A 24362-nucleotide genomic window follows, 5' to 3' on the forward strand; every position below is an offset into this window, starting at 1 on the left:
TCTATATATGGAAACAACTGTTACTAATACAGGTACAGAAGGCAAAATCTGGGGTGGAGGTAATCAACCACTCAAGGCGAGTTATGGTAAGATGATGATGTGGTTTTTTATCCTGTCTGATGCACTTACATTCTCTGGGTTTCTTGCTGCTTACGGTTTTTCGAGATTTAAGTTTATTGATTCGTGGCCGATTGCCGATGAAGTTTTTAATCACTTTCCGTTTCTACATGGAGTAGATGCACCGATGTATTATGTAGCATTGATGACATTTATATTGATTTTTTCATCTGTAACTATGGTATTAGCTGTGGATGCAGGTCATCAGATGAAACAAAAGAAAGTAATTCTTTATATGTTTTTAACAATAATCGGGGGTGCTATCTTCGTAGGTTCACAGGCTTGGGAATGGAAAAACTTTATTAAAGGTGAATATGGTGCTGTTGAGACAAAAGGAGGTCAGATTTTACAGTTTGTAGATACCGAAGGTCATAGAGTGGCATTGCACGATATAGCTATAGAACAGCCTCAGGAGCGAGTACAGCATAAAGATAAAAATGGAATTTGGTATCAATCAGAAAAGCCGCTTCCTACCTATACAATTGAAGAAATAAAAGCTGGTTTTTCCAAAAGAAGTGATCTTTTAATAAGAACACAGATATTAACTGAAACTGGGGAGAAAACAGTACTGTCTAGAGAGGAATCTTTAAGAAGATTAAATACAGATGCTGTTGGTATAGTAGAAGGGGCTAATTTAATTCATAATGAATATGGTACTCCTTTATTCGCTAACTTTTTCTTCTTTATTACTGGATTTCACGGATTTCACGTACTTTCTGGAGTAGTTATCAATATTATCATATTTTTTAATGTAATATTAGGAACCTACGAAAAAAGAAAGAATTACGAGATGGTAGAAAAGGTTGGTCTTTACTGGCACTTTGTAGATTTAGTTTGGGTATTTGTATTTACATTCTTCTACCTGGTTTAATAAATAATAGAATTTAGAATAGATATTATGGCACACGATACTGCACATCACGAATCGAATACGGCTAGAATCTGGAAAGTGTTTATTTTATTATCTGTAGTGACGATAGTAGAAGTAATTCTAGGTATAATAAAGCCTGCCTTTTTAATAGAGACCACTTTGATTAGTATGAAATTACTAAACTGGATCTTTATAATTTTAACGATATACAAAGCATATTATATTACCTGGTCATTTATGCATATGGAAGGTGAGACAAAAGGCTTGAGAAGAGCAGTAGTTTGGACCGCTGTATTTTTGATAAGTTATCTGATTTTTATACTGCTGACAGAAGGTGATTATATTTATGAAGTATTTAAAGCAGGATATAAAAGTTGGGACTTCTAAATAAGATGCTCTATACATACGTTAAAAGCATAATAAAAGATAACAAAAGACGGTTGGTTTTAACCGTCTTTTTTATTTTTGCAGTCGAAGTAAAGTCTCAGATTTGATGAAAAAATTTTTAGTTCTTGGAATACTTTTTATTATGCCTTTAGTGGTGTATCTTTTTTTTGCTTCAGCAGTAGACAACTTTTCTAAGCTTCCGGTTTTAGAGCAGTCAATAGGAAACCTTGATAACTTCGAAAGTCTTACAGGAGAACAAATTGCGTTAAAAGATAAGATTACAATATTAGGTTTCTTTGGAGAAGATGCATTCAATAAAAAAGGCAACGCATTTAATCTGAATCAAAAAATCTATAAAAAAAATTATGAGTTTAGAGATTTTCAATTTGTAATGATTTTACCATACGGTAGTGAAAATGCCGCCAAAGAACTTTTGGGACAATTAGATGATATTGTAGATGTGTCTGGTTGGAAATTTCTGTTTGGTACTCCAGAAAGTATACAACAATTATTCAAAGGTCTCAAGACTCCCTACAAATTGGATCAGCGATACGCTACAAACTATGTTTTTATTATAGATAAAGAGGCTAACTTAAGAGGCAGAGAAGAGAATTTAGATAAACGAGAACCTAAAGTCTATGGCTATGATTCAAGCTCAGTAGCAGATTTAAACAATGTGATGGTAGATGACGTAAAAGTGATTTTGGCTGAGTATCGTTTAGCACTTAAAAAATATAAAGCAGATCGAAAGGAGAAATAGGTTATGAAAAAATATTCATATGTTGGTATATCATTCATTATTTTAATTTTTGGAATTATTTTTATTCCTAGAATTGTAAATAGGGTAAAACAGTCTTCTATTGTAAAAAATGATAGAATGAGTGCTCAAAACCCTGTTACGAATGAAAAACTCTCGTATATCAAAATAAATGAAAAACCAAGAAAAGTTCCAGAGTTTGCTTTTTTGAATCAGGATAGTTTGATAATTACTAATCACGATTATAAGGGAAAAGTATATGTAGCAGATTTTTTCTTTACAAGTTGTCCTACTATTTGTCCAAAAATGACCCGTAATTTGGTGTACTTACAGAATGAACTTAAGGGTTATGAGAATTTTGGTATTGCTTCTTTTACAATCAATCCAAAACGGGACTCACCCAGAATATTAAAGAAATATGCAGAAAACTATGGAATTACCAATCCGGATTGGAATCTGCTTACTGGAGAAAGAGAGGATTTGTATGAGCTCGCCAATGCGGGATTTAATATTTATGCGGCAGAAAACCCTGAAGTCCCCGGTGGATTTGAGCATAATGGATATTTTGCCTTGATTGATCAAGAAGGATACATTAGATCACGTTACGATGCCTCAGGAAACCCTTTAATCTATTACAGAGGAACAATTGGAGTAGAAGAAAAGAAAGATGAAAACGGCGAAGAGGAGCAAATTACAATCTTGTTACAGGATATTAAAAAATTACTAGAAAAAGATGGTTAATAATACATCAGAATTAGAAAATAAATATAATAAGTGGATAGTTATATTATCTGTTGCAATCCCCATAGCGGTTGCAGCTTTATTTGGTGTCAATTTGCGTAAAATGGGTTTTGATGTAGAGCCATTAACTTTTTTGCCACCGATCTATGCAAGTATTAATGGGTTGACAGCAATAATACTCTTGGCTGCATTTTGGGCGATTAAGAACAAAAAAGTCAAGCTACACGAAAACCTCATGAAATCTGCTATCTTATGCTCGGTTTTGTTTTTATTGATGTATGTAGCTTACCATATGACAAGTGATTCTACAAAATTTGGTGGAGAAGGAGCAGTACGATACATCTATCTGTTTATTTTAATCACACACATTTTATTGTCCATCGTAGTAATTCCATTTGTTCTGGTTACTTATGTAAGAGCTTTATCCAAAAGATTTGATAAGCACAAGAAAATAGCTCGAATAACATTTCCATTATGGTTATATGTGGCAATTTCAGGAGTTATTGTATATCTAATGATTTCGCCATATTATAGTTAATTTTTTAAAGTTTAATAAATTATTTCTACGTACTCTAGAATTTATAATGACACGCAAGACGTACTATATATTGATTTTACTTATGCTGTTTACCATCTCGCTAGATGCGCAATGCGCTATGTGTAGAGCAGTGCTTGAAAGCGAAGAAGGACAGGAAACCGCAAGAGGGATCAATAACGGTATCGTTTATTTAATGATTATTCCGTACATACTCATGGGTATAATAGGATATGTACTCTATCGTGGTAAGAAGAAAAATTCGGAAAGTAATTAGCAACTTTTTTAGTGACTTAATAACCTTTAACATTTTCATAACACAGTATAGTGTAACAAAACTACAGTAGTAGAAGTCTAATGAGGTAAGACTGCACTAACCAATCCAAATTATTTCTAGAGGGAAAACTAGAAAATTGATCTGCTAGAATATATGTAGTAAGTAAAGTAGGTGAGTCTTGATCAAAAGAAAAAGAGTGTTATTTACACTTTATGAATTTTAATCTTGAAGTATGATCGAAATTAAAGACTTACACAAATCTTACCAAATGGGGAGCAATTCTCTTCACGTACTTAAGGGTATTAATTTTAGCGTAAAAGAAGGCGAATTAGTCGCTATTATGGGTTCTTCCGGTTCAGGAAAATCTACCTTACTTAATATTTTGGGAATGTTGGATGAAGCAGATAGTGGAAGTTATTATCTGGACGGAGTGCCAATCAAAGGATTAAATGAGACTAAAGCCGCGCAATACCGAAATAAGTTTTTAGGATTTGTATTTCAGTCTTTCAATCTTATCAACTACAAAACAGCGTTAGAAAATGTGGCGCTGCCTCTGTATTATCAAAGAAAAAAGAGAAAAGAGAGAACCGAAAAAGCGATGAGCTATTTGGGTAAAGTCGGATTGGCAGAATGGGCAACACATTTGCCAAGCGAGCTTTCAGGAGGTCAAAAACAACGGGTTGCTATTGCCAGAGCACTCGCAGCTGACCCCAAAGTGCTTTTAGCTGATGAGCCGACAGGAGCTTTGGATAGTAAGACATCGTATGAAGTAATGGATATAATTCAAGGGATTAATGATGAAGGAAAAACCATATTGGTAGTTACTCATGAAGAAGATATAGCCAATATGTGTAAACGTATTGTCCATCTTAAAGATGGTGTTATTGTAGAAGATAAACCTGTGGAACAAGTAAGAGCATCGCAATATGTTTGATAGAGATAGATGGCAGGAAATATTTGAAGCCATCGGGAAAAATAAACTAAGAACTTTTTTATCTGGATTTACAGTCGCTTTAGGGATATTAATTTTTACAGTGTTACTCGGGCTAGGAAATGGTTTGCTGAATAGTTTTCTAAGTAGTTTTGTTGATGACGCCCAAAATGTAATTTTCATTAGAGGCGGCAGAACTTCAAAAGCTTATAAGGGTTTTCAGGAAAATAGACAGATTCAGTTCAAAAACGAAGATTTTGATTTTATAAATTCTAATTATCTTGGAAAAGTTGAATACGCCACCCCCAGAATTTATAGAAATGGTTTAGCTAAGCACGATAAAGAATCAGGAAGCTACAGTATAAGAGCAGTACACCCTGATCATCAATATCTTGAAAAAACTATTATGATGAAAGGTCGCTACCTTAACGAAGCAGATCTACAAGATCGTGCAAAAAATATTGTTATTGGCAGACTGGTAGAAAAAGATCTTTTTAAAAAAGAAAATGCATTAGGACAAACTTTGGATGTTGATGGGATTGCCTATAAAATTGTTGGAGTTTTTCAGGATAGTGGAGGAGACAATGAGGAACGTATAATTTATATGCCGTATAAAACTTCGCAATTACTTTTTGGAAATAACGATTACGTAGATCAGATCAATATTACCTATAATATGGCAATGAACTCTGAGCAAGCTATTGCATTTACCAAAGAAATCGAAAGAGATTTCAAAAAGAGATTTGATGTGGCTCCTGATGATCAAAGCGCTGTTAGAGTTCGAAGCTTTGTAGAAAACATGAAAGAAACCATGGTGATTTTAGGAGGTATCTATTTTGTAATTTTTATAGTAGGAATAGGAACCTTGATATCGGGTGTTATCGGGATTGGTAATATCATGACATTTAGCATCAAAGAGAGAACAAAAGAGCTTGGGATAAGAAAGGCACTTGGGGCATCACCCAGATCAATTATCGTTATGGTGTTACAAGAATCTGTCTTAATTACTTCTATAGCCGGATATATTGGTTTGATTTTAGGAATTTTTGGGTTGCAATTGATTGGCAATAGCTTAGAAGATTTTTTTATTCTAAATCCAAAAGTAGAAACGGGAGTAATTGTAATAGCAACGATTATCCTAATACTTGCCGGATTATTGGCGGGTTACATACCGGCAAGAAGAGCTGCAAAAATAAAACCTATAATCGCTTTGAGAGACGAATAATAAAAATTGGGTGATATGAAGTTTATATTTGAAAGAGATACCTGGCAGGAAATATACGGAGCAATTCGTAAAAATAAAGTAAGAACTATAATCACGGTTATTGGCGTTACCTGGGGGGTATTCTTATTTGTAATTCTATTGGGGTTAGCTAAAGGTCTTGACAATAGTTTTCGAAGCCAGTTTAACGATTTTGCAACCAATACCATGTTTTTATGGGGGCAACAAACCAGTATTCCTAATGAAGGGTTTAAACGAGGAAGAAGAATGCAACTAACCTTAGATGATGTAGAAGCCCTAGAGTCTAAAATCGATGATATAGAATACATAGCGCCTCGTAATGTAACCGGAAGATGGGGTACTCCCCCGGGTCAGTTTGTAAGAGGATCAAAATCAGGAGCTTTTCAAGTATTCGGAGATTATCCTACGATAGACAAAGTATCCAAGAAAAAAATATTTGATGGAGGAAGATTCATCAATGAGGAGGATATTAAGTACGAGCGTAAAGTATGTGTAATTGGCGAAGATATATATAAGCAATTCTACGATAAGGAGGAAAATGCTATAGGAGATTTTGTGCGGATCAACGGGATTTATTTTAAGGTAATTGGAGTGTATAAACCTACCCAGCAAGGATTTGAAGGGGATGACTCTATATTTTTACCCTTTACAACATTTCAAACTATTTTTAATCAGGGAAGAAATATATCCTGGATGGTGATTACCGCTAAGGCAGATAAAAATATTGTAAATACAGAAGCAACCATTAAAACAGCGCTGAAAAGAATGCACGATGTGCATCCTGATGATGATCAGGCGTTCGGAAGTTTTAATTTAGGAGAGGAAGTAGCAAAGATTAATGGTTTTTTGGGAGGTATGCGATTGATCACTTACATAGTAGGTATTGCTACTTTAATAGCTGGAGTGATCGCAATAGGTAACGTTCTGTTGATTACCGTTAAAGAACGAACTCGAGAAATCGGAGTACGACGAGCCTTGGGTGCTACACCTTCAGAAGTTAGGGGTCAAATCATGCTCGAATCCATTATGCTAACTTTTATAGCAGGTCTTATTGGTTTTGTGTTTGGTACATTGGTGTTATGGGCAATTAATTCCGCTATCGGTAATAATGAAGATATACCAATTTTAAACCCAACAGTAGATTTCTTTGCCGTAGTAGGAGCATTATTATCTATTGTGCTTTTAGGAACACTTATCGGTCTGATTCCGGCACAAAAAGCGGTAAGTATAAAACCAATTGAAGCATTAAGAGAAGAATAAAATAACAATCAAAATAATCTAATCAATCAATAATGAAGAAGTTTTTTAAAATTTTATTAGTAATAGTTTTTATAGCTTTACTGGGGTTTTCTGGTAAATATCTTATAGATTCTAATAGTAAATCACCTATAGTTTTTACTACAGAAAAAGCTTTTAGAACATCCATAGAAGAGAAAACGGTAGCAACAGGAAAAGTGATTCCAGAGGACGAAGTAGAAATCAAACCTCAAATATCAGGAATCATTGAAAAGATATTTGTAGAAGAAGGTGATCCCATTAAGACAGGAGATTTAATTGCTAAAGTAAAAGTAGTACCTAATGAACAAGCGCTAAATAGTGCCAGGGGAAGGGTAAAAAATGCTCAGATTCTTTTAAATAATTCAAAAACAGAATACGAAAGAAATAAAGCCCTTTTTGAGAAAGGAGTAATTTCTAGTCAGGATTTTAATGCTATTGAATTAAATTATAATCAAGCAAAGCAAGATCTCTCTAATGCACAAAGTGATCTACAAATCATACGATTAGGTTCTGCAGGAGGTTCATCTTCTGCAAATACCAATATTAGAGCAACTGTATCCGGAACCATTTTAGAAATTCCGGTAAAAGAAGGAGATCAGGTAATAGAGAGTAACAACTTCAATGCTGGAACATCAATAGCTACCATCGCAGATCTAAGCAAAATGATTTTTGAAGGTAAAGTTGATGAAGCAGAAGTGAGTAAACTTAAAATAGATATGCCTTTAAAAGTAAGCCTGGGCGCGATCAGAGATAAAGAGTTTGATGCAAAACTAAAATTCATTGCACCAAAAGGAAATGAAGAACAAGGCGCGGTTCAATTTAAAATAGAAGGAGAAGTATTTCTGGATGATGAGTACTTTGTGAGAGCTGGTTATAGCGCGAATGCCTCTATTGTATTAGATGTGAAAGAAAATGTTCTAGCAATCAAAGAAGCTTTGTTGCAATTTGACAGAGAGACAGAAGAACCTTTTGTAGAGATTAAAACAGGGGACCAGGAATTTGAGAAACGAGAAGTCCAAATTGGTTTGTCTGATGGAATTAATGTAGAAATATTATCTGGTGTTACAGAGGAGGATGAAATTAAAGTTTGGAATAAAACAGAACCTGTAAAAATCGAACCTGAAGGAAGTCAAAACTAGAAAGACGACTAAAAATTATAATGCCTATTTTTAACCCTATTATAGGCTTTTTTCGAAAAAAACATATTTTTTTATAAATAAGTGTAACAACAACTATCAATAGTATACAAATAGGTATTGTGAAATAAAATCTAAACCAGTATTTAAAGCGAAAACAAGGTTTGATTCAATTTCGTTCTGACCTCTGAAAATAAAGAAAAACAGATGAAAGTAAAAATTTCGATTATTTGCTGTGCCCTTTTTGGGATGTTAACGATTCAGGCACAGGAGAAAAAATGGACATTAAGAGAATGTCTTGAATATGCCTTAGAAAATAATATAACCATCAAGCAGTCTGCCCTTAATGTAGATAATGCAGCTATTGATAAAAGTGATGCATTGGGTAATTTTCTGCCTTCCCTTAATGCGCAGGCTTCAAACTTCTGGAGATCAGGTTTGGCATTGGATCCAATTACAAATACGAATCAAACAGCTACTTTTAGAACCTCATCATATGGAGTTAGCTTAGGAATTACTTTATTCGACGGATTGAGAAATGTAAAACAGTTTCAGCGTGCAAAACTGAATAAGCTATTGAGTCAATATAATCTTGGTAAATCAAAAGATGATATTGCCTTGTTTATAGCCAATAGTTATTTGCAAGTTCTGTTAAATAAAGAATCTTTAAAGGTAATTGAGAAACAGCACGAGATCACTTTAGAACAACTTAAAAGAACTAAGGATTTAGTGGATGCTGGTGTATTGCCACAAGGAGATTTGTTAGAAATTGAAGCTACATCTGCAGATGAGTTAACACGTATAGTACAGGCAGAAAATGCAGTTTTAATCGCACGCGTAGGACTAGCACAAACATTATTGATAAAAGATTATGAAAAATTTGATATAGCTGATCAAGATTATCTGGTTCCTTCGGCTTCAATACTAAACAAATCCATAGACGAAATAAGATCTAGTGCACGTGAAGCAAGATATGAGGTTCAAATCGCCGAACAGAATAAGTTAATAGCAGAAAAAGATTTAGAAATAGCAAAAGGCGCTTATTATCCTACTCTCAATGGTTCTTTTGGATACAATACCAGTGAAGTTGGAAATAACACATTCGAATTTGACGGCTTTGACACTGCAAACCCATTTGACGAAATCGGTACTGTAGAAGGTACTGGAGAAACCGTGTTTTCGAATAGACCTAATATCCTGTTAAAGGAAGTTGGGCCAACACCATTTATTGAACAGCTATATAATAACGATGCCCTTTCTTATGGATTGTCATTAAACGTACCAATTTTTAATGGCTTTTCCACAAGAAATGCTGTAAAGAGAAGTAAAATCAATGTAAAGCGAACTGAGTTTCAGTTAGAGCAGGCAGAATTGGATTTAGATAGTAATGTATATCAAGCTTATCTGGATGCAAAGGGGTCAGCAGAAGCTTATGAAGCGTCCTTAGTTGCAGTTAAAGCTCAAGAAAGAGCATATGAATATGCAAAAGATCGTTACGACGTAGGAAGAACCAATGCATTTGACTTTAGCCAGTCTAAGTTCAGACTGGAAAATGCACAAAGTAATGTAGTACAGGCAAAATTTGATTACATTTTTAAAATTAAAGTGTTAGAACTTTATTTCGGAATAAAACTAGCAGATATAAAATTATAAATAAAAGGTGGTCTCTATTTGGGCTACAGATGAAAAGGTTGTAATTTCATACAACAGAATTAATATTAAGGTATATCATGAGTAGAAAAACTTTACTAATCATTTTAATAGTTGTGGTCGTTTTGGTTATAGGGCTTGTCTTTGGTAAAAAGGCAGGATGGTTTGGTAAAGACGGAAACCTCAAGGAAGTCGAAATATCAAAAATTGAAAAACTTGATATTGTAGAAACGGTTTCTGCTACAGGAAAAATTCAACCAGAAGTAGAAGTTAAATTATCATCTGAAGTTTCAGGAGAAATTATCGATTTACCTATCAAAGAAGGGCAACAGGTTAATAAAGGAGATCTTTTAGTAAGAATTAATCCTGATATTATTCAATCGGGTTTAAATAGATCCCAAGCGGCTTTAGAAAATGTAAGAGCCGGGTTAAGGCAGGCAGAAGCAAGTCTTAAAGAAGCTAAGTTAAGCTATGAGCGAAATAAAGAATTATTTGATAAGGGAGTAATTTCTAAAGCAGAATGGGATACCTCTGTCTCAGCCTACGAAGTAGCAGAAGCCGCCAAACAATCAGCTTTTTATAGTGTCAAAAGCGCACAGGCAACAGTAAATGAAGCAAAAGACAACCTGAGCAGAACAACTATTTATGCTCCTATGAGCGGAACGGTTTCTAAACTGTCTGTAGAATTAGGTGAGAGAGTAGTAGGTACTCAACAAATGGCCGGAACAGAAATTGTGCGAGTTGCTGATTTAAGCAATATGGAAGTTGAGGTTGATGTGAATGAAAATGATATCGTAAAAGTGGCTCTAGGAGATTCTACTATTGTAGAAGTTGATGCATATCTTAAAAAACAATTTAAGGGATTGGTAACAGAAATTGCAAACTCTGCAGAAAGTACATTAAGTGCTGATCAGGTAACGAATTTTAAAGTTAAGGTCCGTATACTCGAAGAATCTTATCAAGATTTAGTAAAAGACAAACCAGAAAGTTATTCCCCTTTCAGGCCTGGGATGACAGCTACAGTTGATGTTATTACTAATAAAAGACAAAATATTATTGGGGTTCCAATTAGTGCCATTGTAATTAAAAGTGATACTTCAAGCAAAGCTAAAAGATCTTACACAAAAGAAAAACTTACCGAGTCTGATGAAAAGTTTGAATGTGTTTTTGTAAAAGATGGTGAAGTTGCCAAGCTAAGAGTTGTAAAAACGGGTATTCAGGATGACAGTAATATTGAAGTTACAGAAGGCTTACAAGTTGGGGAAGAAGTAATCACTGGACCGTACAACGTTGTTACCAAAACGCTAAAAACTGGTGATAAAGTAACTTCTGAAAAGAAGAAAGAAAAGACCGAGGAATAATTATATAATTAAGGGTATTTTTACATAAATTTCAGAGATGACCTACATCCTTTGTATAGAAACCTCTACTACTAATTGTTCCGTAGCTATCGTAGGTGACGGAAAAGTAGTGATGTCCAAAGAAGATTACGATACTAAATATTCCCACGCTGAGCGCTTACATCATTTTATTGAGCAAGTGATCAGTGAGTCAGGATTAAGTTTTACAGATCTTGATGCAATTGCAGTTAGCAAAGGTCCTGGGTCTTACACAGGGTTGAGAATTGGAGTTTCTGCAGCAAAAGGATTATCTTACGGATTAGGAATACCACTAATTTCTGTGAGTACATTGCTTTCTCTGGCGTTACAAGTCAAATCAAAAGAAGGGGTGATAATACCGATGATCGATGCAAGGAGAATGGAAGTATACTCTGCAGTGTTTTCCAATGAGTATGATCAGTTAAGGCCTATTGAGGCAGAAGTGCTAACAGAAACTTCTTATCAAGATTATTTAAGAGAAAATAAAGTGTACTTCATCGGAAATGGAGTAACAAAATTCACTGAAATTTGTAATCATCAGAATGCAGAATTTATTCTAAAAAAATTGCCATCTGCAAATGAGATGGCAACAATAGCTTATAAGAAGTTTTTAAGTAATAAATTCGAAGACGTTAGTTATTTTGAGCCCTATTACTTAAAAGACTTCGTGACGGGTTAGCATCAATGTTTTTTAATGCATTGTATTTAGCTACCAATTTCACTAGATCTTCAGGTTTTCTTGTTTTTATTTTTTCTTTTTTAATATATGCTTTTAGTTCTTCTTTTTTGTCAGAAAAGGCTTCTAGTAGGTCACTTTTTTTAGTGGGTAACGCTATCGCCGTATTGTTTTCTTCTAAATAATACGTTTCTTTAGTTTTTATTTTACCAATTTGAGCGGAGCCTGTATTGTTATCCATGTCTTTTGGTTCCGTAACTTCTAAGTCGTATTTTTTGTATATTCTATATTGCTCATTTAATTCTAATAACACATAATATCCGTGTTGGTTAAAACCACGTTCATCTTTAAATGTACAATAGTAAAAATAATCATTACCAATTCGCGCATGGGTTGTAGGGCTTTTGATAACTTCAAAAAGATTAGAACCATCTGTGTATTCTAGTGCATCATTAAATATGTTAAAACGTATAGGAGCATCAAATGTCCCAATTTTTTCAGCGATGACGGTAGCATCCTGATATTTTTTATCTGTGTAAACTGTTCCTACATAAGATTCGAAAACTTTTGTTTCCTCTGTCACCCTTAATAATTCTTCTGGCAATTGTGCTAATAAGGTAGAAGTTGTTAAAAATATTAGCATATGTAATAAATTTCGCATATTAATTTTTTTTAATACTACAATATACTAAAATAATTGGATTAAAGGTAAAAAACATCGATAAAATACGTTTTTAACGTAATTAACGATGCTGATAGGAGTTTTGAAATGTATTAGACATTGGTAAAGAATGTTGCATAAACTAACTCCACCTTTGTTATTAAAAAAACCATTTACCTATGGCAAATGGCTAATAATATTTTTTGGAAGTTTTTATATGTAACTAATCTCTTCTGGATCGAGTGCTAAGTAAACTTCTTGAAGGATTGGCATCACTACTTTTTAATGCATTGTACCTTGATACCAGTCGGATAAGATCTTCTTCTTTTCTAACCTTAATACGTTCTTTCTTTATATAGGCTTTTAATTCTTCTTCTTTATCACCAAGTGCAGCAAGAATTTCTTTCTTATTCATTGGTAACTCCATGATGACACCTCTTTCTTCAAGAAAGTATTTCGTTTTTATTTGAACTTTACCTGGGGCTGCGGTTCCACTAACCGATCCTTTTGCATTAGGTTCTGTGATTTTTACGGAATACTTCTTATAAATTCTATAGCGTTCATTTAATTCTACCAGAACATAGTATCCGGGTCTTTTCAAACCACGCTGGGTCTTAAAATCACAATAATAGTAATAGTCACCATCAATTCGGGCATGGGTGGTAGGACTTTTAACTAATTCGAACAAATTTGATCCATCCTTATGTTGCAGGGCATCTGTATATGCATTATACCTAAGTTTAGTATCAAAAGTTCCTGACTTCTCATCAATTACACTTGCATCTTTGTAGCGAAGGCTCTCAAATATAGAACCATCGTATTCATCAAATGTACTTACTCTCGTTGTTGGCTCTAATAAAGATTGCGGAAGTTGCGCAAACAAAATAGGCGATATTGCTAAAAACAAAAATTGTAATATTTTTCTCACGGCTTATTGATTTAGGTGAAATAAATGTAGCAAAATGAAGGTTTAAATACAAAAATATGAGTTTTAATACATAATTTTTACGGATTATTCAAAGGATTAACTTTTTCATCAGTGTATTAGTGGGAAATATTCTTTTTTGCTGAAAATATAACATCGTTTATTTATGGTAAAACAGTAGTTTTGGTTACGAAAACGTTATAAATTTGTAAGAAATTACTTCAATTGATTTAGGTAAAGGAATACTCTTAAAGATGAAAAAGTCGCTTTTTTTTCATCTTAATGTCAATAAAAGGAGTAAAGAATTTTTATTTCTTATGCATAAAAATGAGTATAGCTTGGTTGTGTAAAAATTTAAGTGTTTGGCTTTTATAGCTATGGGAAATTTAAAGATGAAATTCTTTTACTAAAAAAATGTAACTTTATAAAAATAAAAAAACACCTCTGATGGGTCATCGTGAGGTGTTTTTGTTTTTTAATAATTGGTTCTTAATACTAGGATGATAAATGTGTTCTGCTCTAGTATTTAACAAATAAACTTCTGGAACTGCTTCCATCTGTAGTTTTTAACGCGTTATATCTGGAAACAAGCCGTATTAAGTCTTCTTCTTTCTTAACTTTAATACCTTCCTTTTTCATATATTTTTTGAGTTCATCTTCTTTGTCACTAAGTGCTGCTAAAATTTCTTTCTTATTCATAGGGAGTTCCATAATAACCCCTCTTTCTTCAAGAAAGTATTTTGTTTGAATACTAAGCTTTCCAGGAGTGGCATTCCCGTTAGCGGCTCCGTTTTTGTTAGGTTTTTTAATTTTTAAATCATATTTTTTGTAGATTCTATATCGATCATTTAGTTCTACGAGAACATAATATCCTGATCTTTTTAATCCGCGCTGAGTTTTAAAATCACAGTAATAATAATAATCTCCATCGATTCTTGCGTGTGATGTTGGATTCTTCACCAGTTGTAACAATTCATCTCCTTTTTCAAGTTCTAAAGCGTCGGTATATGTATTATAACGGAGCTTAGTGTCGAATGTTCCTGACTTCTCGTCTATAACACTAGCATCTTTATATCTGAAGTTTTTATAGACAGAACCATTATACTCATCAAAAGTAGCTACCATTTCCGCAGGTTCCACTAAAGATTGTGGAAGTTGAGCAAATAAAATCGGGGAGATTGATAAAAATAATAAATGTAGTTTTTTTCTCACGGCAATTAGATTTAGGTTAATGTAAATTTAATAAAACGCAATATTATATGCAAAAAATCAACTTTTAATGGGTTATTTTTACTTATTTGATAAAGTATTTCGTTTTTTCGCAAAATATTCGTTTGTTATCTTTTATTTTATTGCATAATTAACATCTTTTTATTATGGTTTAACAGTAAATAAAAGATTAAAAAAAGAAAATATTGTAAGAAAAAGTTTCAATTTTGGTAGTAAAACTCAGATTTTATGATTATTACAAAAGTTTTTTTGATTGGGTATTAAGGGAAAAGATTGTTTGATTCTAATAATAAACTTGATGAAAGTGGAGAATTTTAAAAAGGAATATCTTTTTTTGCGGACAAACGTTAAGGATTGCCCATAAGGTCTTTTACATAAATACGATATCGTATCAGATCTGTTTTTAATAAAAAAAGCATCTCAGATTTCTGAGATGCTTTAAATAATATACGTGTGGTTTTTTTAATTAATTTCAAAAGAAATTTTCAGTATTACTCTATACTCTTTAATTTCATTATCCTTAATCACTAGCTTCTGGTCAGATATCCAAGCGGATTTAATGTTTTTCACTGTCTTTGCAGCTTCTTTTACTCCGTTTTTGGCTGCGTCTTCCCAACCTTTTTCTGATGATGCTATTACTTCTATTACTTTAACAATTGCCATTTTAATAATTTTTTGGTTAATATTTTATAAAAGGTTCTCTAAGATACGAGATAGTTTGGTCTTTTTTGAATAATATCCATTATTATTTATATGGTTTTTCGATATGAGTAAAGATAATCCGACGAACTACCCATTTATGGCTTCTACAAATGCGACCTTATCTTTTAGCATTTCCTTAAGCATATTTTCTATTCCGTTTTTTAAGGTAAAAGTAGAAGAAGGACATCCACTACAAGCACCTTGTAATATCACTTTTACTCCTTTACTCACTGGATCATAAGAGTCAAACATAATATTGCCACCATCACTGGCAACAGCAGGCTTGATATATTCTTCAATAATATTTACAATATCTTTCGAGGTATCGTCTAATTTTTCAAAAGCAGCTTCTGCTTGCTTTTCTACTTGGTTTTTAGAAACTGTAGCATTTTCCGAAAGCACCTCTTTACCCTGTTCAAGGTAGTCTCTTAAAAACTCTCTAATTTCCATAGTAACATCATTCCAGTCTGCCATATCATATTTATTGATAGAAATATAGTTCTCATCAATATATACTTCTTTTACAAATGGGAAATGAAATAATTTTTCTGCTAGCGGAGCTTCTTTGGTATCATCAATATTTTTAAATTCATGTCCAGAAGCTACTAGTTTTTTATTCGCTACAAATTTAAGTACGGCAGGATTAGGAGTGCTTTCTGCATAAATGGTTATAGGCATTTTCTTTGTAGTTGAACTTTCATTAATTGCAGGTTGTCCACTATTTAAATATTCCTTTATTTGTTCTGCAACTTCTTGCTGCACATCTGTCCATTCCACAATATTATATTTATCAATCGCTATAAAGTTTTGCGCGATAAACACTCTCTTTACAAAAGGTAAGTAAAACAGCTGTTGTGCTAAAGGAGAATTTTGGGCCTGATCAATATTTTCAAATTCATAGCTTGTATGCTCGGTCAAAAAATAATTAGCCTCAAATTTTATAATGCTGGGATTTGAAGTAGATTCAATTTTTATTTCAAAATTCTTTTCCATGGATATATTTTTAGCAAATTTACTAAAAAGTAATACCACTTTGTAGTAGGGTTTATAAGATTAAGAATGTTTTAATACTAGGGCGAAAAGTTATATTCTGGTAAAAATTTATATATTTGAAGCCGGCAATAAATAATATTTTGATTTGGGAAAAGAAATATTACAGCCCCACAATATAAGCAGGATTAAATAGTTTATATTGAAATAATTAACCTAGTTTTTCCTTTTTAAACATAATGCCTCTAATGAATTTGAAGAAATACTATTTGTTGCTTATTATTCTGACCTCACAATTTATTTTTTCTCAGGAAGGAATTCCGGTGTATGCAGATTATCTTTCAGATAACTTATATTTGGTTCATCCATCAATGGCTGGGGCTTCAAATGCTAATAAAATTAGGCTTACTGCAAGAAAACAGTGGTTTGACGTTAATAATGCGCCCAATACACAATCTGCAAATATTAATTTTCGAACAGGTGACAAAGTAGGACTGGGGGCTATTATATATCAAGATGAAAATGGTCCTTTTACTCAGACAGGAGTGTTTGCTACGTTTGCATATCATTTGTTGTTTTCTCGCGATCGTACAGATCTCAATATGTTGTCTTTTGGTACCAGTGGTGCATTTATCCAATCTAATCTGGATATTACGGGATTAGAGGATGATCAAGACCCCGATCCTGCATTTCGCGATAATCTCATACAAAAAGCTGCTTATTTTAATATAGATGTTGGGATGTCTTATCATTATCTTAATTGGTTTGCTCATTTTACGGTAAAAAATATATTACCATCAACCAGACGACAATTTGATAATCCTAACAATACAATACGAGAGCCTAACAACCAAAGACGCTATATCTTTTCTACAGGATATGTATTTGGACTAGCAAACGGTCCTTGGAGTTTAGAGCCATCTATACTTTATCAAGCTACCGATCAAACCATGGAAAGTACTATTGATGCCAATTTAAAGGTGTATAGAAGGTTTGGTGAACTTGTTACTCTATGGGGAGGTTTATCATATAGAAGAAGTTTCGATGGAGCAGAGTTTTCTCAAACCGGTACAGAAATTGAAAGCCAAAAATTACAATATATTACACCGTTTTTGGGTATAAACTATAAGAAGTGGATGGTAGGTTATACGTACAGTTATCAATCTAACTCTGTGGTTTTAAGTAACGGAGGTTTCCACCAACTCACATTGGGGTATGATTTTGGAAAGCGTAAAGAACGTTGGAATTGTCATTGTCCTGCGGTAAATAATTAATAGAGACATTTTTTTAGATAAAAAAAGACTAGTCAATAATGCTAGTCTTTTTATTTATTTTACTTCTGCGCCAGTAAATTTTAGGCGTTTATCTCGTATAGGAACTAATGAAGATAGTTCGTATATATTTTTATAACCATATCCATAAAGATTAATAAAGGTTGGAATGTTCAGCGCTAAGGGTAGTCTCTTGGTCGGAAAACTGATAGGGTCGCCATCTATATTATTATTGCAATAAATTAAAATTCTCGTTTTTTTATCAGGAATGATCTTTGCTAGTTTTTCCTCGGTAAAATCAGAGAAGTTTAAATGGACAGCTCCTTCTAAATGTTTTAGTTTATACGCAGCTTCTGATCTTGTATCCAGTAAAATAGTTTCAGGATCCTTATTAAAGTTAAGAAATGTATCAAGAGGTATCAACCTTGTTTCTCTATACTTCAAAACTTCTTCGCTAATTTCCAAAAATGAATTATAATCTACTTTTGACTTTTGTAATTTATCTTCCTTTTGAGACAACATAGTAATGGGTATTAGAAAAAGTATTAAACTTATTTTCATCGGTTCTGTTTTTATTATTATTTCCAACTAAAAGATTTTCTTTCTCCTTGAGTTTTTATTGCTTTAATTAAAGCAGCTTCAAGATTAGAATCATCCTTTTTACTATTATTTTTGATGTATTCTATTCGCTTCTTATTCAACTCCTGTATTTTTTGCTGCACTTCTTTTCGCTCATTACTTTTTTCGTCGATATATTGTTTTAATTCTGTTTTAGACTTACCTTTTAATTCCTGTGGTAATTCTTCTTTTACAATTTCTTCTAGCTCAAAATTTTTATCTTCTGCGGCATCTACAAGATCCCAACTTTTATTTTTGTAAAACCCTGAACTTTTACTAACAGTTCTGCTGACAGCGTTAGCAGGACTGTATGACCGAGCATTATTATCTTGTTCGGCTTGTAGGCTCATTTTTTTGGAGCCTTCATTACCATAGTAAATATATGTGTTATTTAATCTTCTGTTTAATTGTAAGATGATATCGTCATAAGGGGTCGCTATGTGTATTGTTTCTCTGTTATGATCAATAGCACTGTATTCACCATTGGTTGTGTCTGCTCCGTCTTTCCATTTGGTTTCTATGCCTTGTTTGTAGTTGCCACAAAAAATGGTATTAATGGTGATATCCTTTTCTTTTGCGTCAATAGCAGCATCTTTATAGTTTACAGGACCTTGGGTAAAAGGTTCGTTGCCGGCAATAAAAATTAGTTTTAGATGATTATTGTTTTTTTTCCAATCTAATTGGTTTATCGAAGTGTTTATCACTTTACCACAATACTCATTACCTCCATTTGTTGTCAATGCAAAAAGCTCTTTGGATATTTCGTCTAGATCATCCGAGAACGGGAGCACTTGTCTGATATAACCTTCTTGTGATGGTAAACGATCATTGCCGTATTCATACAGGGCAATTTGTAGTTTTATTTTATAATGACCACATTTTGCATAAGAAAGTTCATTTACGATTTCCCATAACTGAGCTTTTGCCTGATCAATCAGACCGTCCATGCTGTTACTGGTATCCAATAATAAAGCGACCTGAATGTTTCTTGTGTCAGGGTCTGTTTTTGAAGTGTAAATCTCATAAGAATTATTGGATTTCAGTGCTAACTCAGAATTACCCTTGTTTTTTGCATTACAGGAAACAGGAACTATTAGTAAACATAATAAACTCCATACATATATATTCTTCATAATTTTTGATCTTTTAATTTAGGCTAAAACTAGAACGAACTTTCCAGAACAAAAATGAACAATGAGTAAGAAGTTCTTATCAATGAGTAAAAAAGCAAGATCAGTTAGGGAAGTACTTTTTTATTACTTAAAAGTTATTAGAAAACAGGTAAGTCCTTAAATTCTGATTTTATTATCCCACAGAAATGGGTTAAGTTTACCTTGATTATAATTAATGTAATGAATAAATTTTGTTTAGTTTTATTAATAATTTGGCTATCGCCTAATACTTTTTTCGCGCAGAACGAGTTTCGAAAAACATCAGAGCGCACTATGACCATTCGTGGTACAGTTAAAGAAGAAAAAACACTTCGTCCTCTTAAGAATGTAGAGATTCTTGTGGTTGGTGGGAGAGTATACCGCACTGATAATTTGGGAGATTTTAAAATACAGGCTAAAATAGGAGATGAAATTGTGATTAGTCACGATAACTTTAATACAATTTACCATACTATTCAGAGTGCTGAAAGAATTGATGTTAAGGTACAAGAAGAACCAATATCTTCTAGCGCAGAGAGAGAAAAAAAAGAAAAAAAATTGTCTGCAGCTTACGGGGAGTATCTTGCTGCTGCTAGAAACTCTATGAAAAAGGACGCCACAACCAGTATTGATTATATTACAAAAGCACTCGAGACGATACAGGATGGAGATACTTTTGCAGATGAGAAAAAGGCAGAACTTTTTGAAACTTTAGGAGATATTAATGCGTATTGGAAACAACCAGATTTAGCTGAAAGTAATTATGCTACCAGTTTAAGTAATAAATATAATGCTGACGTAAAAATTAAACTAGGGAATGCACAATTACAAGCTGAAAACTATGAATCATCTTTACGTACTTTTGATGAATTAAAGAAGTCTAGATTACAAGCCGAGCAGCGAATTCAAGTTTATGCTGGGTTGGGAGATAGTTATAAAGGATCCGGTAATAACGAAAATGCTGTTAATAATTACAACATTGCCCTATCTTTTGCACAAAAAAATAAGTCAGAAGATTTTATAATTGAATTAAACTCTAAACTGGCAGAAATACTACAGATTCAAGGAAACCTAAACGATGCCGAGGAGTATATTGATAATTCGGTGCAATTGGCCAGTAAAAGAAGTAAAAAAACTTCGGCCAGACAGCGAGCAAAAGCGGCCGATTTCTACAATAAAAATAATAGCTTCGATAAAGAAATACAGCTACGAAAAGAGGCGTTAGAAGATATTCAGGATTTAGCAGAAAAAAACTTGAAACCAAGTCAGATAAAAAATGAAAGTATTCCTTCTGATCCAGCTAATATTGAAGATCGTGCGATTACTTCTCAGGTGCAGAATTACAAAATAGCAAATGCTTTTGCAGCTCAATCTGAATATGACGAAGCAATACCTTATCTGGAGGAAAGTATTAAACAAGCAGAGTCAGAAAATGATTTGGTTGTTCAAAAAGATGCCACCAGAAAGTTAGGAGAGGTGTATAGAGAAAAAGGAGAGCTAGAAAAAGCCTCAGAGGCTTTTAAGGAATATGAAGTCATCATTGATAAATTATACGTACAAAAAGACCAGGAGATATCACAAGCAGCTAGGTTTAGTAGAGAGTTGGTCCAGAAGGCAAATCGTATTGCTACATTAGAAAAAGATAGGGAGCTTAATGAAAGCAGGTATAAATTGGCGTTTGCAGCTCAGGAACTGGCAGGACAGCAAAGAATAATTATCTATTCATTGATTGGATTATCTATACTGTTATTTTTTGCTGCGTATCTTATGTATCGTAATATAAAACAGCATCAATATGCTAATAATTTATTAGCTCTTAAATCGTTGCGTTCTCAAATGAACCCACATTTTATTTTTAACGCACTTAATTCTGTGAATACTTTTATTGCTACAAGTGACGAAAGAGCGGCAAATAAATACCTGACAGATTTCTCATTGTTGATGAGAGCCGTATTAGAAAATAGTGAAGAAGATTTTATCCCTCTGGAAAAAGAAATAGAGTTGTTATCATTATATGTACAGCTAGAGCATTTTAGATTTCAGGATAAATTTGACTACGTTATAGAAGTTGATCCGGGGATCGATGTTACTCAATATATGATTCCTCCTATGCTGCTTCAACCTTATGTAGAGAATGCTGTTTGGCATGGTTTGAGATATAAGGAAGAAAAAGGATTACTTTCTATACATTTTAATAAAAAGAATCACGATACCATCGAAATTGTAATTACCGACAACGGGATCGGAAGGGAGAAATCTAAAGCGCTAAAAACATTAAATCAAAAGAAGCAAAAGTCTCAAGGAATGAGTAATATTAAAAAAAGGATTAATATACTTAATACAATGTATAAAGACAAAGTAGATGTTTTTATCTCGGATTTGATAGAAGAAGAAGGAGGAACTCAAGTGAAGCTGACACTTAAAAAAGACCAATAAAAAGGTAGTGTAAATAACGATAAAATCTAAAAAACTATGAATTTGACTGCAATCGTAGTAGATGATGAGGCTAATAGTCGAGCAATCTTGAAAAATTATCTGAACAAATATTGTCCTTCGGTAAAAGTGATAGGTGAAGCAGCAAGTGTGCCTGAAACACTAAAAATTCTAGAATCTAATGATCCTGATTTACTATTTCTTGATGTAGAAATGCCTTACGGTAACGCTTTCGATTTGTTAGAACAAGTACCTGAACGAACCTTTGAGACAGTTTTTGTTACAGCGTATGACCATTACGCGGTTGACGCACTCAATGCACAAGCTACATATTATCTTTTAAAACCAATTGCGATTGATAATTTGATTAAAGCTGTTGATCATGTGACTCATATAAAAGAACGCGAAAAAGAACTACAGGATAAGGTGTTAACACCCAAAATATCTGCCACCGCTGATGGAAAAATTACAATACCACAACAGGATGGGTTTGAAGTATTGAAAGTTGCCGAAATCTTATATTGTCAGGCAGATGATAACTATACCAAAATATTCCTTCATCAAGGTCAAAAATTGGTCAGTAAGACTTTAAAGTATTTTGAAGATTCTTTGACGGATCAAGGATTTGTTAGAATACATAAAAGTTATTTGGTCAATGTAAATGCGATTATACGTTACAAGAAAGGTAAAGGAGGCAGCGTTCAATTAAACTCGGGTAAGGAACTGCTGGTGTCTGCTTCAAAAAAGGGCGCCTTGCTAGATTATTTTAAATAGGAAAAAAATTAATTGGCTAGTACATCTTGTCGCGTAGTGGAATCTTGGTATGCTACTCTTTTTCGCTTTTTATATAGAGGTGAATCTAGAAATAGTGTCTTCACCTGATTGTCCCAATCTTTAATAATATCAAAATAACTGGTATTGACAACTGCCATAATTTCTCCGCAATCCTCACAAATATGTTTTTCATAATCCAGAAAATAATGCGCAAATTCGTGAAACGCTACTACTTTTAATATTTCCTGATCTAGCATAGCTACCCAGCTAATTACAATGTTTTCTACTTTGTTATTTTTGTCTCTGGTGAGCATTCCGAGCGTAGAGCCCTGCGGAGAAACTGTCAGAGTATCAACGATATCAATATTTTTTAGCTCAAACAGCTTATCATAATATTCAATGTTATACTCTTTACAATACTCAAAAAACAAATCCAAATGTGGCTTTAATCTTCCATCAATTTGAACATTATTTTGTGCCATAGAAAAGGTGATACAAAAGAGTCCAAAAAGCGTTACAATGCTTTTTTGCATAATCAGGGATTTAGGGGTAAAAGTTTATTAGTATCTGCTTTAATTTAAAAACTTAATAATCAACAGATTATCAAATAAATGAAAAAAAACAATTCCAACAATGATGAAAAGTGTTAAAATTCGCTAAAAAACACTTTTTTAACTTTAAAATTTAAATTTAGAAGGTTAATTCTTACGTTTTTAAAAATTTAAAGCCTTCAGTGTAAAAGAGGTATCGCTTGTCTGTAGTATTTTTTGTAAAACACCTAATGATCCATTGGTATAAAAGGCGTGTGTTCCTGCTTTTACAGAAGCGCTTAGAAGATTATTTTTAGAAAGAATGACTTTTGTCTGTCTAGCAACAGCTTCTCCAGAGTCTATAATGTCAATTTGAGGAGGAAGTATGGTTTTTAACAGCGGTATCAGGTAAGGGTAATGACTGCAACCTAAGACTAGGTAATCTATATTTTTTTCAACAAGAGGTTGCGTATAGGATGTCAACAGATGTTGCATTTCTGTCGTTTGTATTTTACCCTCCTCAATTAGTTCTACCAGTCCGGTGCCAATAACTTCGATCACTTCTATATTAGCAGCATATTCATCAGAGGTTTTAGCAAACAATTTACTGGATAATGTTCCTTTCGTTGCAAGTACACCAACTTTTTGAGTTTTAGTATTAAGAGCAGCTGGTTTTATTGCGGGTTCAATACCAATAAGCGGAATATTGAATTTTTCTCTAAGTATTTTTATGGCATTCGTTGTTGCCGTGTTACAGGCAACAACGATGATTTTACAATTAAGATCAAGTAGTTTTTTGGTGTTTTTAATGCTTAAATCAATGATCTCTTCCTTACTTCGTTTGCCGTATGGAGCATATTTGCTGTCTGCCAGATATATGGTATTTTCGTTAGGCATGGCCATGGCAATTTCTTTCCAAATTGAAGTGCCTCCTACACCAGAGTCAAATATGCCAATTGCCTGATCGTTCATGAAATTATATAGTAATATGCCAAAAATAAGAAAAGCAATGAGTTTATCCCTCATTGCTTTTTCATAGTAACAATTATTTATTCAATTTAAAATAAAATTTAGATAGGAATATTATATCTCGCATCCA

General features: G+C 33.2%; 25 protein-coding genes. 16 read left to right on the forward strand and 9 right to left on the reverse strand.

The window, feature by feature from the left end:
* The first annotated feature begins 7 nt into the window (after positions 1 to 7).
* From ACE94K_RS06750 to tsaB, 13 genes are all read left to right on the forward strand, one after another.
* Positions 8 to 988: a cytochrome c oxidase subunit 3 gene (locus ACE94K_RS06750; RefSeq protein ID WP_378181792.1), complete on the forward strand. Its 981-nt coding sequence runs from the start codon at positions 8 to 10 to the stop codon at positions 986 to 988.
* A 27-nt stretch (positions 989 to 1015) separates the two neighbouring features.
* On the forward strand, positions 1016 to 1375 hold the full coding sequence (locus ACE94K_RS06755; protein ID WP_378181795.1) for a cytochrome C oxidase subunit IV family protein: 360 nt from the start codon (positions 1016 to 1018) through the stop codon (positions 1373 to 1375).
* 106 nt (positions 1376 to 1481) lie between these two features.
* Entirely contained in the window at positions 1482 to 2135 is a 654-nt protein-coding gene (locus tag ACE94K_RS06760; protein WP_378181798.1) for a hypothetical protein, read from the forward strand.
* Between the two features lie 3 nt (positions 2136 to 2138).
* Positions 2139 to 2873: an SCO family protein gene (locus ACE94K_RS06765; protein ID WP_378181801.1), complete on the forward strand. Its 735-nt coding sequence runs from the start codon at positions 2139 to 2141 to the stop codon at positions 2871 to 2873.
* Entirely contained in the window at positions 2866 to 3411 is a 546-nt protein-coding gene (locus ACE94K_RS06770) for a DUF420 domain-containing protein (protein WP_378181804.1), read from the forward strand. The genes ACE94K_RS06765 and ACE94K_RS06770 overlap by 8 nt, the downstream gene beginning before the upstream one ends.
* A gap of 82 nt (positions 3412 to 3493) precedes the next feature.
* Entirely contained in the window at positions 3494 to 3685 is a 192-nt protein-coding gene (locus ACE94K_RS06775) for a hypothetical protein (protein WP_378181807.1), read from the forward strand.
* A gap of 232 nt (positions 3686 to 3917) precedes the next feature.
* Complete coding sequence (locus tag ACE94K_RS06780) at positions 3918 to 4619, forward strand: ABC transporter ATP-binding protein (protein ID WP_378181810.1); 702 nt, start codon at positions 3918 to 3920, stop codon at positions 4617 to 4619.
* Positions 4612 to 5841 carry an ABC transporter permease gene (locus ACE94K_RS06785; RefSeq protein WP_378181813.1) on the forward strand — a complete coding sequence of 410 codons (1230 nt, stop codon included), beginning with the start codon at positions 4612 to 4614 and terminating at the stop codon, positions 5839 to 5841. The genes ACE94K_RS06780 and ACE94K_RS06785 overlap by 8 nt, the downstream gene beginning before the upstream one ends.
* Before the next feature lie 15 nt (positions 5842 to 5856).
* On the forward strand, positions 5857 to 7119 hold the full coding sequence (locus ACE94K_RS06790) for an ABC transporter permease (RefSeq protein WP_378181816.1): 1263 nt from the start codon (positions 5857 to 5859) through the stop codon (positions 7117 to 7119).
* A gap of 32 nt (positions 7120 to 7151) precedes the next feature.
* Positions 7152 to 8276, forward strand: a complete 1125-nt coding sequence (locus tag ACE94K_RS06795) for an efflux RND transporter periplasmic adaptor subunit (protein ID WP_378181819.1) — start codon at positions 7152 to 7154, stop codon at positions 8274 to 8276.
* A 204-nt stretch (positions 8277 to 8480) separates the two neighbouring features.
* Positions 8481 to 9926 (forward strand): TolC family protein, encoded by a 1446-nt coding sequence (locus tag ACE94K_RS06800; protein WP_378181822.1) that lies wholly within the window; start codon positions 8481 to 8483, stop codon positions 9924 to 9926.
* 77 nt (positions 9927 to 10003) lie between these two features.
* Complete coding sequence (locus ACE94K_RS06805; protein WP_378181825.1) at positions 10004 to 11284, forward strand: efflux RND transporter periplasmic adaptor subunit; 1281 nt, start codon at positions 10004 to 10006, stop codon at positions 11282 to 11284.
* Between the two features lie 37 nt (positions 11285 to 11321).
* Complete coding sequence (gene tsaB / locus ACE94K_RS06810) at positions 11322 to 11981, forward strand: tRNA (adenosine(37)-N6)-threonylcarbamoyltransferase complex dimerization subunit type 1 TsaB (RefSeq protein WP_378181828.1); 660 nt, start codon at positions 11322 to 11324, stop codon at positions 11979 to 11981.
* Here tsaB and ACE94K_RS06815 read toward each other — a convergent pair.
* The 5 genes from ACE94K_RS06815 to ACE94K_RS06835 form a co-directional block, all read right to left on the reverse strand.
* Positions 11935 to 12639, reverse strand: a complete 705-nt coding sequence (locus tag ACE94K_RS06815) for a hypothetical protein (protein WP_378181831.1) — start codon at positions 12637 to 12639, stop codon at positions 11935 to 11937. The two genes, tsaB and ACE94K_RS06815, sit on opposite strands and share 47 nt — an antisense overlap.
* A gap of 223 nt (positions 12640 to 12862) precedes the next feature.
* On the reverse strand, positions 12863 to 13567 hold the full coding sequence (locus ACE94K_RS06820) for a hypothetical protein (protein WP_378181834.1): 705 nt from the start codon (positions 13565 to 13567) through the stop codon (positions 12863 to 12865).
* Positions 13568 to 14083: 516 nt separating this feature from the next.
* Entirely contained in the window at positions 14084 to 14776 is a 693-nt protein-coding gene (locus tag ACE94K_RS06825; RefSeq protein ID WP_378181837.1) for a hypothetical protein, read from the reverse strand.
* 480 nt (positions 14777 to 15256) lie between these two features.
* Entirely contained in the window at positions 15257 to 15457 is a 201-nt protein-coding gene (locus ACE94K_RS06830; RefSeq protein ID WP_378181839.1) for a dodecin family protein, read from the reverse strand.
* Between the two features lie 126 nt (positions 15458 to 15583).
* Positions 15584 to 16489: a NifU family protein gene (locus tag ACE94K_RS06835; RefSeq protein WP_378181842.1), complete on the reverse strand. Its 906-nt coding sequence runs from the start codon at positions 16487 to 16489 to the stop codon at positions 15584 to 15586.
* Positions 16490 to 16734: 245 nt separating this feature from the next.
* Between ACE94K_RS06835 and ACE94K_RS06840 the strand changes: the two genes are divergently transcribed.
* Positions 16735 to 17760, forward strand: a complete 1026-nt coding sequence (locus ACE94K_RS06840) for a type IX secretion system membrane protein PorP/SprF (protein WP_378181845.1) — start codon at positions 16735 to 16737, stop codon at positions 17758 to 17760.
* Between the two features lie 54 nt (positions 17761 to 17814).
* Here the strand turns inward: ACE94K_RS06840 and ACE94K_RS06845 are convergent, their stop codons facing one another.
* Positions 17815 to 18318 carry a rhodanese-like domain-containing protein gene (locus tag ACE94K_RS06845; RefSeq protein ID WP_378181848.1) on the reverse strand — a complete coding sequence of 168 codons (504 nt, stop codon included), beginning with the start codon at positions 18316 to 18318 and terminating at the stop codon, positions 17815 to 17817.
* Positions 18319 to 18335: 17 nt separating this feature from the next.
* Complete coding sequence (locus ACE94K_RS06850) at positions 18336 to 19508, reverse strand: VWA domain-containing protein (RefSeq protein ID WP_378181851.1); 1173 nt, start codon at positions 19506 to 19508, stop codon at positions 18336 to 18338.
* Between the two features lie 219 nt (positions 19509 to 19727).
* Between ACE94K_RS06850 and ACE94K_RS06855 the strand changes: the two genes are divergently transcribed.
* Both ACE94K_RS06855 and ACE94K_RS06860 read left to right on the forward strand, forming a co-directional pair.
* Positions 19728 to 21962 (forward strand): histidine kinase, encoded by a 2235-nt coding sequence (locus ACE94K_RS06855; protein ID WP_378181854.1) that lies wholly within the window; start codon positions 19728 to 19730, stop codon positions 21960 to 21962.
* 36 nt (positions 21963 to 21998) lie between these two features.
* Positions 21999 to 22733 carry a LytR/AlgR family response regulator transcription factor gene (locus tag ACE94K_RS06860; protein ID WP_378181857.1) on the forward strand — a complete coding sequence of 245 codons (735 nt, stop codon included), beginning with the start codon at positions 21999 to 22001 and terminating at the stop codon, positions 22731 to 22733.
* 8 nt (positions 22734 to 22741) lie between these two features.
* Here the strand turns inward: ACE94K_RS06860 and ACE94K_RS06865 are convergent, their stop codons facing one another.
* Both ACE94K_RS06865 and murI read right to left on the reverse strand, forming a co-directional pair.
* Positions 22742 to 23266 (reverse strand): hypothetical protein, encoded by a 525-nt coding sequence (locus ACE94K_RS06865; RefSeq protein WP_378181859.1) that lies wholly within the window; start codon positions 23264 to 23266, stop codon positions 22742 to 22744.
* 180 nt (positions 23267 to 23446) lie between these two features.
* Positions 23447 to 24289, reverse strand: coding sequence for a glutamate racemase (gene murI, locus ACE94K_RS06870; RefSeq protein WP_378181862.1), 843 nt, complete (start codon positions 24287 to 24289; stop codon positions 23447 to 23449).
* Between the last annotated feature and the right edge of the window lie 73 nt (positions 24290 to 24362).

The sequence above is a fragment of the Aquimarina besae genome, from assembly GCF_042434905.1.
In the GTDB taxonomy this organism is placed as follows: Bacteria; Bacteroidota; Bacteroidia; order Flavobacteriales; family Flavobacteriaceae; genus Aquimarina.

What these genes read in the sequence shown, in the direction of transcription:
- ACE94K_RS06750 (WP_378181792.1), top strand. Translation starts at nt 8, where the DNA reads ATGGAAACAACTGTTACTAATACAGGTACAGAAGGCAAAATCTGGGGT.
- ACE94K_RS06755 (WP_378181795.1), top strand. Translation starts at nt 1,016, where the DNA reads ATGGCACACGATACTGCACATCACGAATCGAATACGGCTAGAATCTGG.
- ACE94K_RS06760 (WP_378181798.1), top strand. Translation starts at nt 1,482, where the DNA reads ATGAAAAAATTTTTAGTTCTTGGAATACTTTTTATTATGCCTTTAGTG.
- ACE94K_RS06765 (WP_378181801.1), top strand. Translation starts at nt 2,139, where the DNA reads ATGAAAAAATATTCATATGTTGGTATATCATTCATTATTTTAATTTTT.
- ACE94K_RS06770 (WP_378181804.1), top strand. Translation starts at nt 2,866, where the DNA reads ATGGTTAATAATACATCAGAATTAGAAAATAAATATAATAAGTGGATA.
- ACE94K_RS06775 (WP_378181807.1), top strand. Translation starts at nt 3,494, where the DNA reads ATGCTGTTTACCATCTCGCTAGATGCGCAATGCGCTATGTGTAGAGCA.
- ACE94K_RS06780 (WP_378181810.1), top strand. Translation starts at nt 3,918, where the DNA reads ATGATCGAAATTAAAGACTTACACAAATCTTACCAAATGGGGAGCAAT.
- ACE94K_RS06785 (WP_378181813.1), top strand. Translation starts at nt 4,612, where the DNA reads ATGTTTGATAGAGATAGATGGCAGGAAATATTTGAAGCCATCGGGAAA.
- ACE94K_RS06790 (WP_378181816.1), top strand. Translation starts at nt 5,857, where the DNA reads ATGAAGTTTATATTTGAAAGAGATACCTGGCAGGAAATATACGGAGCA.
- ACE94K_RS06795 (WP_378181819.1), top strand. Translation starts at nt 7,152, where the DNA reads ATGAAGAAGTTTTTTAAAATTTTATTAGTAATAGTTTTTATAGCTTTA.
- ACE94K_RS06800 (WP_378181822.1), top strand. Translation starts at nt 8,481, where the DNA reads ATGAAAGTAAAAATTTCGATTATTTGCTGTGCCCTTTTTGGGATGTTA.
- ACE94K_RS06805 (WP_378181825.1), top strand. Translation starts at nt 10,004, where the DNA reads ATGAGTAGAAAAACTTTACTAATCATTTTAATAGTTGTGGTCGTTTTG.
- tsaB (WP_378181828.1), top strand. Translation starts at nt 11,322, where the DNA reads ATGACCTACATCCTTTGTATAGAAACCTCTACTACTAATTGTTCCGTA.
- ACE94K_RS06815 (WP_378181831.1), bottom strand. Translation starts at nt 12,639, where the DNA reads ATGCGAAATTTATTACATATGCTAATATTTTTAACAACTTCTACCTTA.
- ACE94K_RS06830 (WP_378181839.1), bottom strand. Translation starts at nt 15,457, where the DNA reads ATGGCAATTGTTAAAGTAATAGAAGTAATAGCATCATCAGAAAAAGGT.
- ACE94K_RS06835 (WP_378181842.1), bottom strand. Translation starts at nt 16,489, where the DNA reads ATGGAAAAGAATTTTGAAATAAAAATTGAATCTACTTCAAATCCCAGC.
- ACE94K_RS06840 (WP_378181845.1), top strand. Translation starts at nt 16,735, where the DNA reads ATGAATTTGAAGAAATACTATTTGTTGCTTATTATTCTGACCTCACAA.
- ACE94K_RS06845 (WP_378181848.1), bottom strand. Translation starts at nt 18,318, where the DNA reads ATGAAAATAAGTTTAATACTTTTTCTAATACCCATTACTATGTTGTCT.
- ACE94K_RS06850 (WP_378181851.1), bottom strand. Translation starts at nt 19,508, where the DNA reads ATGAAGAATATATATGTATGGAGTTTATTATGTTTACTAATAGTTCCT.
- ACE94K_RS06855 (WP_378181854.1), top strand. Translation starts at nt 19,728, where the DNA reads ATGAATAAATTTTGTTTAGTTTTATTAATAATTTGGCTATCGCCTAAT.
- ACE94K_RS06860 (WP_378181857.1), top strand. Translation starts at nt 21,999, where the DNA reads ATGAATTTGACTGCAATCGTAGTAGATGATGAGGCTAATAGTCGAGCA.
- ACE94K_RS06865 (WP_378181859.1), bottom strand. Translation starts at nt 23,266, where the DNA reads ATGCAAAAAAGCATTGTAACGCTTTTTGGACTCTTTTGTATCACCTTT.
- murI (WP_378181862.1), bottom strand. Translation starts at nt 24,289, where the DNA reads ATGAGGGATAAACTCATTGCTTTTCTTATTTTTGGCATATTACTATAT.